16 protein-coding genes are annotated in these 16717 nt (G+C 61.8%); 8 read left to right on the forward strand and 8 right to left on the reverse strand.

Annotation, left to right across the window (positions count from 1 at the left end; translation table 11 throughout):
• Positions 1–258 precede the first annotated feature (258 nt).
• Together ASD83_RS06540 and ASD83_RS06545 are read left to right on the forward strand one after the other, a co-directional pair.
• Positions 259–897, forward strand: coding sequence for a YqiJ family protein (locus ASD83_RS06540; protein ID WP_056309009.1), 639 nt, complete (start codon positions 259–261; stop codon positions 895–897).
• On the forward strand, positions 897–2765 hold the full coding sequence (locus ASD83_RS06545; RefSeq protein WP_082560986.1) for a flotillin family protein: 1869 nt from the start codon (positions 897–899) through the stop codon (positions 2763–2765). Before ASD83_RS06540 ends, ASD83_RS06545 begins: the two co-directional genes overlap by 1 nt.
• 219 nt (positions 2766–2984) lie before the next feature.
• Here the strand turns inward: ASD83_RS06545 and ASD83_RS06550 are convergent, their stop codons facing one another.
• Positions 2985–4562: an MDR family MFS transporter gene (locus tag ASD83_RS06550; RefSeq protein WP_056309011.1), complete on the reverse strand. Its 1578-nt coding sequence runs from the start codon at positions 4560–4562 to the stop codon at positions 2985–2987.
• 141 nt (positions 4563–4703) lie between these two features.
• Here ASD83_RS06550 and ASD83_RS06555 point away from each other — a divergent pair, with 141 nt between their 5' ends.
• Positions 4704–5312 carry a MarR family winged helix-turn-helix transcriptional regulator gene (locus tag ASD83_RS06555; protein ID WP_056309942.1) on the forward strand — a complete coding sequence of 203 codons (609 nt, stop codon included), beginning with the start codon at positions 4704–4706 and terminating at the stop codon, positions 5310–5312.
• Between the two features lie 58 nt (positions 5313–5370).
• Here ASD83_RS06555 and ASD83_RS06560 read toward each other — a convergent pair whose 3' ends face one another.
• Positions 5371–5697: a hypothetical protein gene (locus ASD83_RS06560; RefSeq protein WP_056309012.1), complete on the reverse strand. Its 327-nt coding sequence runs from the start codon at positions 5695–5697 to the stop codon at positions 5371–5373.
• 165 nt (positions 5698–5862) lie between these two features.
• Between ASD83_RS06560 and ASD83_RS06565 the strand changes: the two genes are divergently transcribed.
• Positions 5863–7080: an MFS transporter gene (locus ASD83_RS06565; protein ID WP_082560987.1), complete on the forward strand. Its 1218-nt coding sequence runs from the start codon at positions 5863–5865 to the stop codon at positions 7078–7080.
• A gap of 54 nt (positions 7081–7134) precedes the next feature.
• Here ASD83_RS06565 and ASD83_RS06570 read toward each other — a convergent pair whose 3' ends face one another.
• The 4 genes from ASD83_RS06570 to ASD83_RS06585 form a co-directional block, all read right to left on the reverse strand.
• A complete protein-coding gene (locus ASD83_RS06570) occupies positions 7135–9030 on the reverse strand; it encodes a DEAD/DEAH box helicase (RefSeq protein WP_056309944.1) in 1896 nt (631 codons plus the stop codon).
• Between the two features lie 410 nt (positions 9031–9440).
• Positions 9441–9647, reverse strand: a complete 207-nt coding sequence (locus tag ASD83_RS06575) for a tautomerase family protein (RefSeq protein ID WP_056309016.1) — start codon at positions 9645–9647, stop codon at positions 9441–9443.
• A gap of 86 nt (positions 9648–9733) precedes the next feature.
• Complete coding sequence (gene ndk, locus ASD83_RS06580; protein WP_056309018.1) at positions 9734–10156, reverse strand: nucleoside-diphosphate kinase; 423 nt, start codon at positions 10154–10156, stop codon at positions 9734–9736.
• A gap of 453 nt (positions 10157–10609) precedes the next feature.
• Positions 10610–10987, reverse strand: a complete 378-nt coding sequence (locus tag ASD83_RS06585) for a hypothetical protein (RefSeq protein ID WP_056309020.1) — start codon at positions 10985–10987, stop codon at positions 10610–10612.
• Positions 10988–11351: 364 nt separating this feature from the next.
• On the opposite strand from ASD83_RS06585, the gene ASD83_RS06590 reads away from it, so the two are divergent.
• The 4 genes from ASD83_RS06590 (at position 11352) to ASD83_RS06605 (ending at position 15478) form a co-directional block, all read left to right on the forward strand.
• Positions 11352–13220 (forward strand): ABC-F family ATP-binding cassette domain-containing protein, encoded by a 1869-nt coding sequence (locus ASD83_RS06590; RefSeq protein ID WP_056309022.1) that lies wholly within the window; start codon positions 11352–11354, stop codon positions 13218–13220.
• Positions 13217–13645 carry a cupin domain-containing protein gene (locus ASD83_RS06595; RefSeq protein WP_056309023.1) on the forward strand — a complete coding sequence of 143 codons (429 nt, stop codon included), beginning with the start codon at positions 13217–13219 and terminating at the stop codon, positions 13643–13645. The genes ASD83_RS06590 and ASD83_RS06595 overlap by 4 nt, the downstream gene beginning before the upstream one ends.
• A 77-nt stretch (positions 13646–13722) precedes the next feature.
• Positions 13723–14583: a DUF4344 domain-containing metallopeptidase gene (locus ASD83_RS06600; RefSeq protein WP_056309026.1), complete on the forward strand. Its 861-nt coding sequence runs from the start codon at positions 13723–13725 to the stop codon at positions 14581–14583.
• Between the two features lie 76 nt (positions 14584–14659).
• A complete protein-coding gene (locus tag ASD83_RS06605; RefSeq protein ID WP_056309028.1) occupies positions 14660–15478 on the forward strand; it encodes a DUF4344 domain-containing metallopeptidase in 819 nt (272 codons plus the stop codon).
• Positions 15479–15524: 46 nt separating this feature from the next.
• On the opposite strand, the gene ASD83_RS06610 is transcribed toward ASD83_RS06605, so the two are convergent.
• Together ASD83_RS06610 and ASD83_RS06615 are read right to left on the reverse strand one after the other, a co-directional pair.
• Entirely contained in the window at positions 15525–16142 is a 618-nt protein-coding gene (locus ASD83_RS06610) for a YitT family protein (RefSeq protein ID WP_056309030.1), read from the reverse strand.
• Positions 16139–16585 (reverse strand): DNA polymerase III subunit chi, encoded by a 447-nt coding sequence (locus tag ASD83_RS06615; RefSeq protein ID WP_056309033.1) that lies wholly within the window; start codon positions 16583–16585, stop codon positions 16139–16141. Before ASD83_RS06615 ends, ASD83_RS06610 begins: the two co-directional genes overlap by 4 nt.
• Positions 16586–16717: the final 132 nt, after the last annotated feature.

A 16717-nucleotide genomic window follows, 5' to 3' on the forward strand; every position in this document is an offset into this window, starting at 1 on the left:
TTGACCATTCACATTTCCGCCATGACCCCGGTACCGGCTTCGAGGACCGCGAGATGTTGCGAATGGGCAACCTTGTCCTTTGATTCAAATGGCTCAAACAGTGAATCAAGCACTTGGCATTGCGATTCCACCGGGCGAGACAACATATTGAAACGGCATGAATATTTGTATGCCGGGCCCGTTCGGCTCGCTGCGGCTTGACCCTATGGGCGGGCCAGCCAATATTGGCGGCCTATACGCGGCTTGGGGGAGGCTGGAATGGATCTGTTTGCGGCCGAAACGGCGCCCTTTGCCGTCGCGCTCGGTTTGACCCTTGCCATCGCACTGATCGAACTGGCCGGCGTGCTGATCGGGCTTAGCCCCAGCGAAGCGATCGACGGCACCCTGCCCGATGCCGATGCGGACGCTTCCGGGATCGAACTCGGACCGCTGAGCCAGTTTCTCAACTGGCTCAGTTTTGGGCGGCTGCCGGCGCTGATCGTGCTTATTCTCGTTTGCACCAGCTTTGGGCTCGGCGGGTATATCGTGCAGGAAGCGATGCGGCGCATTTTCGGCTTTGCGCTGCAGCCGGCTATTGCCAGTGCGCCTGCCGCGGTATTTTCGCTGTTTGCGACGCATCATGTGGGTCACTGGCTCGGAAAGCTGATGCCGCGCGAGGAGACCGACGCGGTGAGCACGGCGGACTTTATCGGCCGCGTCGCGACGGTGTTCCGCGGCACGGCCAGCAGCGGCAAGCCGGCGGAGGCCAAACTCACAGACATTCATGGCAAGACCCACTATGTGCTGGTCGAGCCTGACGATAACAAGCAATTGCTGTCCGAGGGTTCGGAAGTGGTGCTGGTGCGTCGTGAGGGACACATTTTCCGGGCCATCGTACGGCTCAAGCCCGTGCAGTGATGGCCAAGATCAAAACGCCGGCAACCGGCGATCCTTCCGACCCGCCGGTCTTGCACGACGTGTCCCCTATTCCCGAACAACCCGTCACCCCGCTTACCCTTCAGACGACAGGCCCCGCCCCCAGCAGCCAGGAGACTTTCGCCTTGTCCCAGACCATTCTCGATATTCTGATCGTCATTGCCGTCATTCTCGTGGCGCTTTTCGCCATCGGCCTGATCGTGTCGCGGCTCTATCGCCGCTCGTCCAAGGAAGTCAGCTTCGTGCGCACCGGCTTTGGCGGGCAGAAGGTGATCATGAATGGCGGTGCGCTGGTTTTTCCGGTGCTGCATGAGCAGATCCCGGTCAACATGAACACGCTGCGGCTCGAAGTGCGGCGCGCCAATGAGCAGGCGCTGATCACGGCGGACCGCATGCGTGTCGATGTGCAGGCGGAGTTTTATGTGCGCGTGCAGCCGGTGGTGGAATCGATCGCCAATGCGGCGCAGACGTTGGGCCGGCGGACGATGGAGCCGGCGGCGCTGAAGGAGCTGGTCGAAGGCAAATTCGTCGACGCCCTGCGTGCGGTGGCCGCCGAAATGGCGATGGAGGAACTGCACGAGCAGCGCGTTAATTTCGTGCAGAAGGTGCAGGCGGCGGTTTCCGAAGACATTCTCAAGAATGGTCTCGAACTTGAATCGGTGTCACTGACCGGGCTCGACCAGACCAATCGCGAGTTCTTCAACCCTGACAATGCGTTCGACGCCGAAGGTCTGACCAAGCTGACGCAGGCGATCGAGGAGCGGCGCAAGACGCGCAACGATATCGAGCAGGAAACACAGGTTCTGATCGAGCGCAAAAACCTCGATGCCGAGCAGCAGAAGTATCAGATCGCCCGCGACAAGGAATTTGCCCGGCTCGAGCAGGAGCGCGAAATCCAGGTGCGCATGGCCGAGCAATCGGCGCTGATCAAGCAGCAGCAATCGGAACGTGAGCGCGAGGCGGAAGAGGCCCGTATTCTGGCCGCGCAGCAGGTGCGGCAGGCTGATATCGCCTCAGGGCAGATCGTCAAGGAGCGCGAGATCGCGACCGCGCTGGCGGTGGAAGCGGCGGCGGTGGACAAGGCCAAGCAGATTGCGCTGGCCGAGCAGGCACGCGATATCGCCGTGTCGATCAAGAGCAAGGAAAAGTCGGTTGCCGATGCCGCGGCTGACGAAGCGCGCGCGCTGGCCGCAAAGGCAGCGGAAGAGGTGACGACCTCGCGCCAGACGGCGGTTGCCGAGCGCGAAAAGGCCATTCAGCTGATCGAAGCGCGCAAGGCGGCCGAGCAGCAGGCAATTAGCATCACCGTGGCGGCGGAGGCGGAAAAGGCAGCGGCGGCGGATCGGGCCGAAGCCATCCGCATTGGGGCGGAAGCCGAGGCCGAAAAGCAGCGCGTGGGGGCCAAGGGCGCGGCTGACGCCGAACTGCTGCGCGCCGAGGCGCTGGCGGCGACCTACAAGGTTGAGGCCGAAGGCAAGCGCACGATCAACGAGGCCAGCAATACGCTTTCGCCCGAGCAGATCGCCATGCAGGTGCGGATCAAGCTGATCGAGGCCCTGCCCCAGATCATCGCCGAGAGCGTCAAGCCGATGCAGAATATCGACGGGATCAAGATCCTGCATGTTGATGGGCTGAACGGGTCGAGCGGCAATGGTGCGGGTGAGGCCGGCAGCGGGGTTCCCGCCGGTGGGCTGGCGGATCAGGCGGTTGCGGCAGCGCTGCGCTATCGCAGTCAGGCGCCGCTGATCGATGCGCTGATGAGCGAATTGGGATTGTCCGGCGGGACGCTCGATGGGCTGGCGAGTTCGGTGACGCAGGCGGCGCCTGTGGAGCCGAAGGGGCGGAAGTAGACTCTAAAGCCCCAAGGCCACGGGGCTGCCCTCTGACTTGATCCAAAGCAGCCCCATGTTGGCAATTTTCCTCCGCGTCATTCCCGCGAAAGCGGGAATCTCTCTCTGTGTTCGAAGCAGAGATTCCCGCTTTCGCGGGAATGACGTGGTTGCAGGGGGAGAATGGCCCTCGGGTCAAACCCGGGGGCAGTGCGTGGGTGGGGGCGTTGGGGCCCTGCCCTACGGCGTCACTGTTGCCGGGGCGCCGACCACGGAGGCGGCGGCTTCTTCTTCGGCTTTTATCTCGGCTTCGGGTTCCTGGCGCAGCGTGTTGGCCAAAGGACGTTCTTCGAGGAGGAAGGTCAGGCAGAAGGCAAGGATGGCGGCGCCGGCTGCGGTGAAAAAGACCGGATGGAGCGCACCGGCAAAGGCTTCAAGAACCATGTTGCGGGTCGCTTCTGGCAAGGCCGCGACGGCCTGGGCGCTAAAGCTGCTGGCGCCGCCTCCCGCTGGCATGGCTTCGCCGAGGCGGGCGGCAAGACCGCTCGTAAAGATGGCGCCGAAGACCGATACGCCGATCGAGCCGCCGATCTGGCGGAAGAGCGTGGTGCCGGCCGTGGCGGCGCCGACGACTTCGCGAGCCACGGCGTTCTGTGTGGCGGTGACGCTGACGCTGTTGACCGGGCCGATACCGGCGCCAACCAGGAACATATAGATGGCGACAAGCCAGGCCGGCGTATCGAGCTGCATATTTCCCAGCAGCATCAGGCCCACGACCAGCACGAAAGTCGAAAGCCGCGGCAGGATGCGATAGCGGCCGGTGCGGGTCATGAAGAAGCCCGACAGGGTCGAGGCGCCGATGAGGCCGACCATCATCGGCACGAGTTGCATGGCGGATTCAGTGGGCGAAATGCCCTTGGCGAGCTGCAGATACATGGGCAGGAAGGTGATCGAGCCAAACATGGCCATGCCGACGAGGAAGCCGATGGCATTGGTCACCGCAAAGGTATTGTTGCGGAACAGCGAGAGCGGCAAGACCGGCTCCTTGGCACGGGATTCAACCCAGAGGAAGGTGCCGAGCGCAGCAAGCGCAAAGACGACGAGGCCGATGATTTCAACCGAGGCCCAGGCAAAGGTATTGCCGCCGAGCGAGGTGGCGAGCACGAAAGCGGTGAGGCCGCCGGAGAGCAGGACGAAGCCGGCATAGTCGATGCTGTGGGAAACGCGATCGGCGCGCGGCTTCAGGGCGACGGCGATGACCGCCAGGGTGAGCAGGCCGAGCGGCAGGTTGATGAGGAAAATCCACTGCCAGGAAATGTGCTCGACAATGACGCCGCCAAGCAGCGGGCCGACAACCGTGGCGACCCCGAAGACGGCGCCGAACAGGCCCTGCACCTTGCCGCGCTGACGCGGAGGAATGATGTCGGCCACGACGGTCATGGCGACGACCATGAGGCCGCCACCGCCGAGGCCCTGGATGGCGCGGGCGAAAATGAGAAAGGTCATGGAACTGGCCATGGCCGAGAGGACGGCACCGATCAGGAAGATGACGATGGCCGCCTGCAGCACGATCTTGCGACCATAGAGGTCGCCGAGCTTGCCATAGATGGGGGCGACGACGGTGGAACTGAGGAGATAGGCGATGACCACCCAAGTGAGGTGATCAAGGCCGCCAAGCTGACCGACAATGGTGGGAAGAGCTGTGGAAACAATGGTTTGGCCGAGCGAGGCGAGAAGCAGGGTGACGGCGACGGCGCCGATCACCAGTCGGGTTGACTGGTCCTGCGGCGCTTCGGCCGGTTGAATGGGGTCTGACATTGGGGCAATCCTCAAAATAGAGAGGGTCGGCGTCCAGCGTCGGCCCTTGCGGAATGAAATCTGAAGGCATAAATGTGCTCATAGCAATTACATGTCAATGGCATGCAATTGCCATAAGCATGCAAAATGATGGGGGCTGCCATGCCGCTCAAAGACCAGAACGAGATGAACACGGTTCTGTTGCAGGCCGGGCACGATGCGGAAACTGCCGAGGCGGTGCTGGCGATCGACGCGCTGATGCAGAAGTGGCGGCGGCGCGCGCAGAAGCGCGAATTGGGGAACCGGGCATTGGCCCATCTCAAGATCGGGCTCGATCTGGCGCAGTTCGACGTGCTTATCGCCATTGCCGGGCCGACCGAGCCCGACGAGGCCCCGGGCGAAACCATGGTCGCGACAGTGGCCGAGCGGGTCAATATCGACCCTTCGCGGGCCAGCAGGCTGGTGAGCGAAATGGTGGACCAGGGCTACGCGCGCCGCGCCGTGAGCCAGGCCGACGCGCGGCGGACGATTATCGAACTTACCGACCGCGGGGTGGCTGTGGTCGAGGCGGTGCGGGCCTATAAATTCCTCGTCATGGGCGATTTCCTGGCCGAGTGGAGCGCCGAGGATCTGGCGGCCTTCGTGCCCCTGCTCAAGCGTTTTGGCAGCTGGATGGATGGCATCGACCCAGCGGCGGAAAAATATGCGGACGAAATCGCCGCGCTGGCCGAGGGCATTGCGCGGGCGGGAGTGCAGGTTGAGCTGGCATAAGGGGCACTAACGGTTCAGTAGACCTCACCGTGAGGGCTACTGGGGTCGCCTAGACCAGCTAATGCTTGCGCATGTCGTATTCGGCGGCGGCTTCGCCGGAGACCGGGTCGGTGAGGCCGAGGTCGCCGCCGAGGTCTTCGAGCATTGGCCGCAGGCCGTCGAGGGACTTGATCATGGCGGGGCGGGCTTTGACGATGCTGTCAAAACCATCCCACTCGCCCAGGACGCAATAGGAGCGGTCACCGGTCTTGACGAGGCTGAAGCGGCGCATGCCGGCCGCCTTGAGTTCGTCTCCGACCGATTTCAGCAAGGCATCGTGATGGGCAATAAACGCGTTTTCAGAGCCGGGTTTTACCCGCATACGCACGATATTGTAGGCCGTCATGGAGGGCCTCCCATGTTGAGCGCCCAGGCCCACGGGACCTGACGCGGAACGCTATTCTACTCCTCCTGAACACCCGATCACAGCGGATTTCAGGTGAGTGCAATCGATTTCGTTGGACGAATTGCGGGGCGAACGCTAGGTCTTTGCGCTCTCTGGGAGGGGACAATGACTGGGACACCACGCCTGCCGGTGACGGCACTGCTCGGAACGAACATGTTCTTTTCGGGCGTCACCTATGCCGCCACCATGCCCTATGCCTCGCTGGTGGGCGTGGACACGCTGGGCATGTCGCCGGGCTGGTTTGCCTCGGTTATGAGCGTGGGAGCGGTGCTGGGAACCTTTGTCTCGCTGGGGCTGGGCTATCTTTCAGACAAGCTGCCGGACCGGCGCCTGCTGGTGCTGATCACCGCCCTTGCCGGCGTTATCGGCCATGGGATGATCTATCTCTGGCCGACGCAAGTGAGTTTCATGCTGGTCATGGCCTTGATCATGCCGGTTGCCGGGGCCTGTTATGGGCAGTGCTTTGCCTTTGTGCGCGTCTATTATCTGAGGCACCAGCCGGCGCGGGCGGATTTTATGGTGACGGCCATGCGTACGGTCTTCACGCTGGCCTGGATTATCGTGCCGCCGGTCGCCGGCTGGGTGGCGGCAAAGTTCAGCATTTTCAATGTCTTCCTGATGTCGTCGCTGAGTTATGCGGCGATGGGATGCATCTTTGCGCTGCTGGTTTCGAACAAGGCGACGGCGGTACAGATGCCGGCGCCGGTGCGGGCCGAGGGGGCGTCGCTACTGTCGACTTTCGCCCTGCCCTTTGGCACGCTGGCTGGATTGATCGGGCTGGTGGTGATGACGGCGGCCATGCGTATCCTCACCTTTACGGTGTCGCTGTTCATCGTCACCGATCTCGGCGGGACGGTTACCGATGTGGGGTTTTATGCCGGCATTACCGCCGCGGTCGAAGCGCCGTGCATGCTGCTCTTGGCCTATCTCACGACCAGGTTCAGCAAGGAAACCCTGCTGGTTGCAGCGGGGATCGTGATGGCGGTGTTCATTGGCCTAGTCAGCATTTTGACAAGCATGACAGCACTTTACTGGCTGCTCATTCTCAATGGGCTGGGGACAGCGGCGCTGATGAGCATCAATATCGCCTACGTGCAGGATGCGATCAAAGGCCGGGTGGGGCTTTCCACCTCGCTCGGCGATGTGGTGGCGATTGCTGCTAACCTATTGGGCGCAAGCGCTTTTGGTCTGCTGACCACGGGCGGGAACTATCGCTTTGCGCTAATGGTGGCGGCCGGTGTTTCGGTCGCCGGGGCCGCCATCATGGCATTTGGGAATTTGTCGCGGCTGGGAGAACTGCGGCAGGTCGAGCAGGCCGGATAGCGTTTTAGCCATAGTATAAATCCCCGCCCGAAGGCGGGGATAGATTTTTGGCGATCAGTCTTGGGCGCGCGGCTTTTTGTGGTCCTTGGACTTGGGTTTTGGTGCGCCCTCACCAGCCGGCTTGGACCATTTTGGCTTGCCCTTGTTCTTGTCAAAGGGCTTACCTTCCTTTGGTTTGAAGGACTTAGCGGGGCGGACCGACACGTCGGGCGAGACCGTAAAATCGTCTGGCCGGAGGTTGCTGGAGCCGTAACGCTGCTTGCGATCGGCGCGTTCCGGACGGGCAGCGGAGGGATCATAAGCTACCGGAGGACCAGGTGGACGGCGCTTGGATTGGGGTTTTTCTTCCATCGGGCCGTCTATGGCGGAGATGTAGACGCCCTTTTCGCCGGTGCCGTTCTTGGCAACGCTTTTGAGGAAACTATCCACTTTATCCGCGGCCACCTCGAAGATGGTTTCGGTATCGAAAATGCGGATGGAGCCGATGGCGCCCTTGGTGACGTTGCCGGCCTTGCAAATCATGGGCAAAAGCCAGCGTGGCTCGGCTCTTTGCTTGCGGCCGACGGTGACCTTGAACCAGGTGCCGCCGGCGAAAGCTTCGCGGGTGCGGGGCTCGCGCTTGTCGAAATCGGTGACGAGAGTTGCCGAGATATCCTCGGGGATCGGACGGGCGGTGAGCTGCAGGCGCAGGTATGCCGCAGCCAGGGCTTCAGGTGCCCATTTGGTTAGCAGACTGTCCACACTTGGACGCTCGTCTTCGGTGATTTCGTCACTGAGAAGTGGATTTGTGAGAATGGACTCGCGATAGCGCGCTTCAATCGAGTCGGCGGTCGGCGGCGCGATGAATTCGGCTTCGATTTTCGCGGTGCGCAGGATCGACTGGGCGACGCGTTTGCGGCTGCTCGGCGTGATGATGACGCAGGTGCCCTTGCGACCGGCGCGGCCGGTGCGGCCCGAACGGTGCAACAGCGTATCGGCATTCATCGGCAGTTCGGCGTGAATGACGAGATCGAGATTGGGCAGATCGATGCCGCGGGCAGCAACGTCGGTGGCAACGCAAATCCGGGCGCGGCCATCGCGCATGGCCTGGAGGGCGTTGGTACGCTCGGCCTGGGTCAGTTCGCCCGAAAGGGTGACGACATCGAAGCCGCGATTGTGGAGGCGTGCCGAGAGATGTTTGACGGCTTCGCGGGTCGAGGCGAAGACGATGGTGTTGGTGCTTTCGTACCAGAGGAGCGTGTTGATGACGGCGTTTTCGCGCTCGTCGGCCGGCACGACCATCAGCTTATAGTCGATATCGGCGTGCTGCTGGCCGGAGCTGGTGGCGGTGATGCGCAGGGCATTGCGCTGAAACGTTTCGGCGAGGCGCGCGATCGGTTTTGGAACCGTGGCCGAGAACAGCAGAGTGCGGCGTTCTTCGGGCGCGGTTTCGAGGATGAATTCGAGATCTTCGCGAAAACCGAGATCGAGCATTTCGTCGGCTTCATCGAGCACGACAGCGCGCAGCTCGGACATATCGAGGGCGCCGCGGGTGATGTGATCGCGGAGGCGTCCGGGGGTACCGACGACGATGTGCGCACCATGCTGGAGGGCGCGGCGCTCGGTGCGGGCATCCATGCCGCCGACGCAGGAGACGATGCGGGCGCCCATTTCGGCATAGAGCCATTCAAGCTCGCGCTGCACCTGCATGGCCAGTTCGCGGGTTGGGGCGATGACGAGGGCAAGCGGCACTTCGGCGCGCGGGAGCTTTTCGGCGCCGTTCAGCATGGTCGGGGCAATGGCCATGCCGAAGGCGACAGTCTTGCCCGAGCCGGTCTGGGCGGAGACGAGGAGATCGCGGCCATCGGCCTCGTCTTCGATGACGGCGGACTGAACCGCGGTGAGGTTCTCATAGCCCTTGGCGGCCAGAGCGGCGGCGATGGGAGCAAAGATGTTTTCAGGCAAGGACATAAAGGGGCTTTCGTAAAGCGGAATAGCCCCGGTGAGCGCGATGTCCGTTCCCAAAGAGGCGGGCATCTTCGCTGGCAAAAGGGCTTCTCAGGTGATGGCTTCTCTAGCGCAAAGAATAGGGATCGCCGGCCATGTCTGCGCATTCTAGCACAAACAATGAAAAAGGCCGCCCGGCTGGGCGGCCCAATCTGGTGTGGTCTCTAGCGGCAAGACCCGCATTTCGCAAGGCTTACGTCTGCATGAGGGGCAAGGCCCCTCCGCATGGCTCGTTCGCAGATGTCTTTGTCATCCGCCGCTGTCATCCCGGGCTTGAGCCGGGATCCATTTTGAGATCTCAGGATGGGCCCCGGCCTGCGCCGGGGTGACAACCGAGGGTGGAGAAGCTGCGTCGGCCCATTAGAGCGTCGGCCTTACTCCTTGGGCTGCTTGCGCAGCTCGGAGACTGGCTTGCCCTTAAAACCCCAGTTTTCGAGCGGCACTTCGTCGATGACGACGAAGGTGCTTTCTGGTTTCTTGTTGAGCACGCGGACCATGATCTCGGTAATGCCCGCGATCACTTCAGCCTTTTGCTCAGCCGTGACACCGTCTTCGAGAATGCGGACATTGACGTAGGGCACCGGCCCCTCCCATGGGTCGTGGCGTAAGTCGCTCAAATCGCTCCACCGGAGCGATTTGCCGGCCAGCAAAAGCTGGCCGTCGCGTCTTACCCAACCAGCTCTTCAGCGGTGAAGAAGTACTTGATTTCTTCGGCAGCGGTTTCCGGAGCGTCGGAACCGTGGACCGAGTTTTCGCCGACGGAGAGGGCGAATTCCTTGCGGATGGTGCCGTCAGCAGCGTTTGCCGGGTTGGTGGCGCCCATGATTTCGCGGTTCTTGAGGATGGCGTTTTCGCCTTCGAGAACCTGAACGACGACCGGCGACGCGATCATCTGCTCGACGAGTTCGCCGAAGAAGGGGCGTTCCTTGTGGACCGCGTAGAAGCCTTCGGCCTGGGCGCGGGTCATGTGGATCTTCTTGAGCGCGACAGGACGCAGACCCGCGTCTTCGAACTTGGTCAGGATCTTGCCGATGAGGTTACGGCGGACGGCATCGGGCTTGATGATGGAGAAGGTGCGTTCAATCGCCATGGCGGAAGAGATCCTGATTGAGTTTGGAAAGGTGGCGCCTTTTAGCGGGAGAGTTTGACGGAGGCAAGACGGGGGTATGCGCCGGGCGATGTGCTGGCGCTGAAATGCGGGGGCACGCCCTCGTGGTTCGAGGCTTTGCTCTGCAAAGCACCTCACCATGAGGGCTACTGGGGACCATGGGGGCCACGGGGAGGTGAGGGCACAAACTTCGTCCAAACGCGATGTCACCCCGGCGAAGGCCGGGGCCCATCTCGCGATCTCAGGATGGGCCCCGGCCTTTGCCGGGGTGACAGCCGGTGGGTGGGGCCAGGATGCAGCAAGGTCTCCTCACCCGGCGCTGCGCGCCTGCCATTCGAGCGTAGCTCTCATGGCCTTCTCACCTCAAACTGCTCCAGCGGAGCGATTTGGCTTGCGGGACAGTTCGAAGTCCCCCGAGGGAAAGGTGAAGAAAGGCTAGTCCTGCTCGACACCCGCCGAGCCGGTGCCGATGACCTGGCCTTCTTTGCCGGTGAGGGTGACGTCGATGCGGGAGATGATGTGGTCGGCTTCGATGGCGTATTTCACCTCGTGTTCCTTGATCTGCATGGTGCAGACTTCGGCGGTGGAGGTGACGGGGAAGTTGACCGCGAGGGTGCCATCGGTGAGGTCGCCGAGTTCGGCGCGGCCGATGTCGTCGCAGGCGCCGCTGTCGAATTCGAAATCGATGAGCACCTGGAATGGATTGATGCGGGTGGCATCGAGATCCCTGAGCGGCTGGCTGTCCTGAGCGAGGGTGGGAGCGGCGAGACCGATGGTGGCGGCAAGGGCGAAAGCGAGGCGGGCGTCAAACATGTGGGCGTCCTTTTTGGCTCGGTGACTAGGGTGTGCGGGTATTCACGTGATGACGGGCTGCAAACGCCGACTTCCTGCGCTTCCGGTGCTCACGTACCAAACGTACGCTGCGCGCCGGTTCTCGAAAACCGCCGTTTTCGCCTCGCCCTGACATGAATCCCCACACACTCTGATGCAGAAATGTCTGTCTCAGCTATTGGATGCATGAAATTGGGCGACAGATTGGCGCGGCGCGGGCCGAGCCTGTTGCTATAAGGAAGCCTTAACTCTATCCAGCAGCGAACACTTTGTCGCAGGCCCCCTGCCCCACGCAGGACGTTGTTGCCTGCGAGCCCTATTGCTCTGACCGATCGTTTTGCCCGCCATGTTGACCATTTCCAATCTCACCTATCGCATCGAAGGCCGCGAGCTGTTCGAAGAGGCCTCCGTGGTCATTCCGACGGGGTCGAAGACCGGCTTTGTCGGCAAGAACGGCACGGGCAAGACGACGCTGTTTCATCTGATCCAGGGCAATATCCACCTTGATTCAGGAAATATCGAGCTAAACAAGAAGGCGCGTATCGGTGGCGTGGCGCAGGAAGCGCCGGCCGGCGAGGAAAGCGTGCTCGACGTGGTGCTGGCGGCCGACAAGGAGCGCACGGCACTGTTGGCGGAGGCGGAGACAGCGACCGACGCGCACCGGATTGCCGAGGTTTATACGCGGCTTGCCGATATCGACGCCTATTCGGCCGAGGCGCGGGCTTCTTCGATCTTGAAGGGGCTTGGGTTCGAACAGGACCGGCAGAACGGGCCGACGCGGGAGCTATCGGGCGGTTGGCGCATGCGCGTGGCGCTGGCGGCGGTGCTGTTTTCGCAGCCCGACCTGCTGCTGCTCGACGAGCCGACCAACTATCTCGATCTCGAAGGGACGTTGTGGCTCGAAAAATACCTCGCCACCTATCCCTATACCGTTTTCATGATCAGCCACGATCGTGACTTGCTCAATAAGTCGGTCAATTCGATCGTGCATCTCGAACACCGGAAGCTGACCTTTTACAAGGGCAATTACGACACGTTCGAAAATACGCGCCGCATGCAGATGGAACTGCACAACAAGAGCCGCGACCAGGCGCTCGATCAGGTGGCGCATCTGCAGAAATTCGTCGATCGCTTCAAGGCCAAGGCGACCAAGGCCAAGCAGGCGCAATCGCGCATGAAAATGATCGAAAAGCTGCGGCCGCCGGCGGCGCTGTTCGACGAATTTTCGGCGCCATTTACGTTCCAGCAGCCCAAGGCGGAAGCCGCAACGCCGATGCTGACGCTGGACGGGGTTTCGGCCGGCTATGGCGACAAGACCATTTTGCGCAATATCACTATGCGCATCGATCCCGATGACCGGATTGCGCTGATCGGGGTCAACGGCAACGGCAAATCGACGTTTGCCAAGCTCCTCGCGGGCGATATCCAGCCGATGGCCGGGCAATTTCGCAAGGGCAAGAAGCTCGAAATTGCGCACTTTGCGCAGCACCAGATGGACAAGCTCAAGCCCGAATGGACGCCATTCGAGCATGTGGTCGACATGATGCCGACCGATAGCGAGGCCAAGCGCCGCTCGCGCCTGAGCCAGATGGGGCTGACCAAATCGCGCATGGACACCAAGGCCAAGAACCTTTCGGGTGGTGAGCGGGCGCGCCTGTTGATGGGGCTCATCACCTTTGGTGGGCCGGGGATGATGATCCTCGACGAGCCGACCAACCATCTCGATATCGACAGCCGCGATGCGCTGGTGCATGCGCTCAACAATTATGAAGGCGCGGTGCTGATCATCAGCCATGATCGCCATCTGATCGAAGCAACCTGCGACACGCTCTGGATTGCCGAGGGCGGCACGATCAAGGAACTGGACGAGGACCTCGACAGCTACCAGCGCAGCATTACCTCCAACAAGGAAGGCAAAGGCGGCGGCGGGAGCACTGGCGCGCGAAAACTTTCGAAGCAAGAGGCTGCGGCGCGGCGGGCCGAGCTAGCGCCGATCAAGACTTCCATTAAGGATGCGGAAACCAAGATTGCCCGTTTGAAGGTGGAAATCGAAAAGATCGAGGCGCAACTGGCCGACCCGAAAGTTTACAACGGGCCTGCCGATCGCCTGATTGCGCTGGGCAAGGACAAGGCGCGGTTTGGCGCCGACCTCGAAACAACCGAAGAGCAATGGCTGGCGCTGAGCGCCGAGCTGGAGGAAGCGGAGCGCGCATGAACAGGCTCGCCGCCAAGGACGTCATCTATACGCTCGGCATGCAGCGCCACCCCGAAGGCGGGTGGTATGCCGAGACCTTCGTTGACATCGAAGGCGAGACCGGACGGGCGCATTCCACCGCCATCTATTATCTGCTCGAAGCGGGCGACCTGTCGCACTGGCACCGGGTCGATGCGGTCGAGGTGTGGCACTATTACGCCGGTGCGGCGATGGAATTGAACCTGTCGGACGGGATCACGATCGACCCGCATGTGCTGGGATCGGACCTGACCGGCGGGCAGAGACCGCAGGTGGTGGTGCCCAAAAACGTGTGGCAATCGGCCAGATCGCTGGGGGATTGGACGCTGGTCGGTTGCACGGTGGCGCCGGGGTTCCGGTTTTCGGGCTTTGAAATGGCGGCGAAAGATTGGGTGCCGGGGCGTTAACGACGGCGTTGGGGTCGCGTTGACAGTGACGCGGCATTGGCATCTTCTGGCAATATCAATAAGCCGAAAGGCAGTTCATGCGTCGCTTGTTCGTTCCGATCGTGGTCGCTCTCCTCAGCCTGACGATGGGGGCGGCAGAGGCGCAGGACATGACGGGCTACACCAAGCAGCAGCGCTCGGACACCATCCGCTTTGCCGCCAATAACAGCCTGTTCGTGCTCTATCACGAAATGGGGCATCTGCTGATCGACCAGCTTGGCCTGCCGGTGCTGGGGCGCGAGGAAGACGCGGCGGACAATATCTCCACCTGGACATTGCTCAACAAGCGGACGGAAGCGGCGGAGAAGACGCTGGCTGACGCGGCCGAGGGCTGGCTGCTGACGGGCGTCGCCTATCGCAGCGGCAAATATGAAGAGGATTTCGCGGCGGCGCATAGCCTCGACAAGCAGCGGGCCTATCAGATCGTCTGCCTGATGGTGGGGAGCGATGACACCGCGTTCAAGCCGATCGCCAACCAATATGCGATCGGGCGGGACCGGCAGGAAAGCTGCTATTGGGACTATGAACTGGTCAATCGCAGCCTCAAGGCCGTGCTGGAAAACCATGTGGCCGAAGCCGGCAATTCAACGGTGAACGTGACCTATCACGATGCCGGCGGACGGCTGAAATTTGCCGCGGACGCCTTCCGCTCGAGCGGGGTTTTCGACGAAGTCGCCGAAGAGGTGCGCAAGAAATACAATCTGCGCCGGCCTGTGCGGTTCAACGCGAAGCGGTGCGGCGAGCCGAATGCCTATTACGACCCCGATACGACCGAGATCATCTTCTGCTACGAGCTGATGAAGGATTTTATGGAGCTTTATCAGGCGGAGCTTCCCGAAGCCGTGGCCCCTCCTCCCGTGCTGTCCGGCGCCGGCAAGGAAAAAGGCGGCAGCAAGTGAAATTGCAGTTGTCTCGGCCTTAACCGGGGCTGGAATAGTCTAGAAGCGTCAAAACCCCCTCTTGGAGTTCTCTCCCATGATTTCGCTGCGCAAGACGGCGGCCGTTTCCGTGTGCCTTGCTCTCCTCGGTGCGCCCGCCATGGCGCAGGACGAGGATCAGGTGCTCGCCGATTCCATGGATTTTGCCATGCATGACGCGCTCTACACCATGTATCACGAGGTCGGCCACATGCTGGTGGGCGAGCTGGGGCTGCCGGTGCTCGGCAAGGAAGAGGACGCGGCGGATTCCCTCGCGACCATCTGGCTGCTTACGGACGACACCGACGACGACAGCTGGAATGCGCTGATCGATGCTGCCGATGGCTGGTATTTCAACGCGGTCAAATCGACCGGATCGGGCGTCGAGGATTTCTCCTATTTTGACGACCATAGCCTCGATATTCAGCGCGCCTATGCCATGGTCTGCATGATGGTGGGCGCGCAACCCGATGTGTTCGGGGAGACGGCGGATAATTACGATATCAGCGCGGATCAGCAGGAGGCCTGCGCCGGCACTTATGAGCAGGCGGTAACGTCATGGGATGCGCTGCTCGCGCCGCATCTGGTCGAGGACGAACAGGGCGCCGAGATCGAGATCATCTACGATGACGCGGGCGAATATGAGGAATTTGCCGAAGAGCTGAAATCGCGCGGCATTCTCGAGCATGCGGCAAAGCTGGTGATGGACTGGTATGTACTGCCCGAGCCCGTAACGTTCCGGGCGGCGCAATGTGGCGAGGCCAATGCCTATTTCTCGCCGGGCGAGCGCGAGATCACCTATTGCTACGAATTGGCCGAGCACATGTTCTATCTGTATCTCTATGACATCGTCGGATGGAGCGACACGGCGGAGTAGGCGCTTCCCCCCGCACTGTCGTGGGTGGCTGGGGGAATAGGGCGCGCTAGCTGAAGCCGACGTAGCGGCCGGGTTTGTGGTTGAGGGCGACGATGATGTTGAGGACCAGTGCGCCGAGGACGGAATAGAGCACCCGGTCGAGCGGCAGGACGAAGAAGGCGGCGCAGAGAATGGCGGCGTCGACGCAAAGCTGGAAATAGCCGGCGCGGATGCCGAAATTTTCCTGAAGATAGAGCGCCAGGATATTGATGCCGCCGACGCTCGCCTTGTGGCGGAAGAGCGAGAGAATGCCGAGGCCGATAAGGCCGCCGCCGACGAGCGAGGCAAAGAGCGGATGGATGTCGCTGATGCCGATCCAGCCCGGAATCTGGCCCGAAAAGTAGGATACGAGCCCGACGCAAATGATGGTTTTTACCGCAAAGGGCCAACCCATGCGGAGGAACGCCAGAGCGTAAAACGGCAGATTGATGGAGAAGAACAGCCAGCCGAAGGGAATGCCGGTAGCGTATTGGAGGAGCAGCGCCAGGCCGGCCGTGCTGCCCGTTGCCAATTGCACCTCGGAGTAAAACGCGATGCCGAGCGAGACCAGCATGGTGCCGATAAGCATGGCGAAGAGATCTTCGGGCAGTGTGTGGCGGCTTGGGGACGCCAGATCCGGCGTCATGCCTTTTTCACCCAGCGGCCATCGCCTTCCTGTTGCCAATAGGTGACCTCGTTGCCATCGCGGAGGGCGCGCCAGGCCTGGCGGGCTTCGGTGACGGCGTCGGGGTCGTGGCCGGAAAACATGTAGACGATGCGCTTATAGCCTTCCGCGGATTGCGGCACGGCGCGATCGACGAAGAAGCGGACGCTGGCCTCGTTGGGATTGTCGGCTTCGGTGGTCAGGAGGATCGGCTGGTGCGGATCGGTTTGTTCACCGGCCATGCCATGGGGCAGGAAAGAATCATCGCGATAGGTCCAGAGCAGGGAATCGAGGACTTCGGCGCGTTCGCGCGACCCGGATTCGACGACGGCGCGCCAGCCCCGCTCCAGCGTCTTTTCGAGAAGCTGCGGCAGGACCGATTCCAAGGGACGGACTTCGAGGTGATAGAAGAGAACTTCGGCCATGGCGGCACATTATCGAGGCGGCGCGCAGAGCGCCAGCGCGGCAAGCGGGCAACAGGCGCGCGCGAATTGGGGTGTGCACAATCCGCGCAATTGTATCGAAGGATGGTTTGGCCCATTGTCTGAAAAAGTGCG

Origin of the sequence: Devosia sp. Root685, from assembly GCF_001427875.1 — a bacterium.
In the GTDB taxonomy this organism is placed as follows: Bacteria; Pseudomonadota; Alphaproteobacteria; order Rhizobiales; family Devosiaceae; genus Devosia.

Coding starts and splice junctions, on each gene's coding strand:
- ASD83_RS06550 (WP_056309011.1), bottom strand. CDS start 4,562: ATGTCAGACCCCATTCAACCGGCCGAAGCGCCGCAGGACCAGTCAACC.
- ASD83_RS06600 (WP_056309026.1), top strand. CDS start 13,723: ATGCGTCGCTTGTTCGTTCCGATCGTGGTCGCTCTCCTCAGCCTGACG.
- ASD83_RS06590 (WP_056309022.1), top strand. CDS start 11,352: ATGTTGACCATTTCCAATCTCACCTATCGCATCGAAGGCCGCGAGCTG.
- ASD83_RS06595 (WP_056309023.1), top strand. CDS start 13,217: ATGAACAGGCTCGCCGCCAAGGACGTCATCTATACGCTCGGCATGCAG.
- ASD83_RS06555 (WP_056309942.1), top strand. CDS start 4,704: ATGCCGCTCAAAGACCAGAACGAGATGAACACGGTTCTGTTGCAGGCC.
- ndk (WP_056309018.1), bottom strand. CDS start 10,156: ATGGCGATTGAACGCACCTTCTCCATCATCAAGCCCGATGCCGTCCGC.
- ASD83_RS06570 (WP_056309944.1), bottom strand. CDS start 9,030: ATGTCCTTGCCTGAAAACATCTTTGCTCCCATCGCCGCCGCTCTGGCC.
- ASD83_RS06605 (WP_056309028.1), top strand. CDS start 14,660: ATGATTTCGCTGCGCAAGACGGCGGCCGTTTCCGTGTGCCTTGCTCTC.
- ASD83_RS06545 (WP_082560986.1), top strand. CDS start 897: ATGGCCAAGATCAAAACGCCGGCAACCGGCGATCCTTCCGACCCGCCG.
- ASD83_RS06585 (WP_056309020.1), bottom strand. CDS start 10,987: ATGTTTGACGCCCGCCTCGCTTTCGCCCTTGCCGCCACCATCGGTCTC.
- ASD83_RS06565 (WP_082560987.1), top strand. CDS start 5,863: ATGACTGGGACACCACGCCTGCCGGTGACGGCACTGCTCGGAACGAAC.
- ASD83_RS06540 (WP_056309009.1), top strand. CDS start 259: ATGGATCTGTTTGCGGCCGAAACGGCGCCCTTTGCCGTCGCGCTCGGT.
- ASD83_RS06560 (WP_056309012.1), bottom strand. CDS start 5,697: ATGACGGCCTACAATATCGTGCGTATGCGGGTAAAACCCGGCTCTGAA.
- ASD83_RS06615 (WP_056309033.1), bottom strand. CDS start 16,585: ATGGCCGAAGTTCTCTTCTATCACCTCGAAGTCCGTCCCTTGGAATCG.
- ASD83_RS06610 (WP_056309030.1), bottom strand. CDS start 16,142: ATGACGCCGGATCTGGCGTCCCCAAGCCGCCACACACTGCCCGAAGAT.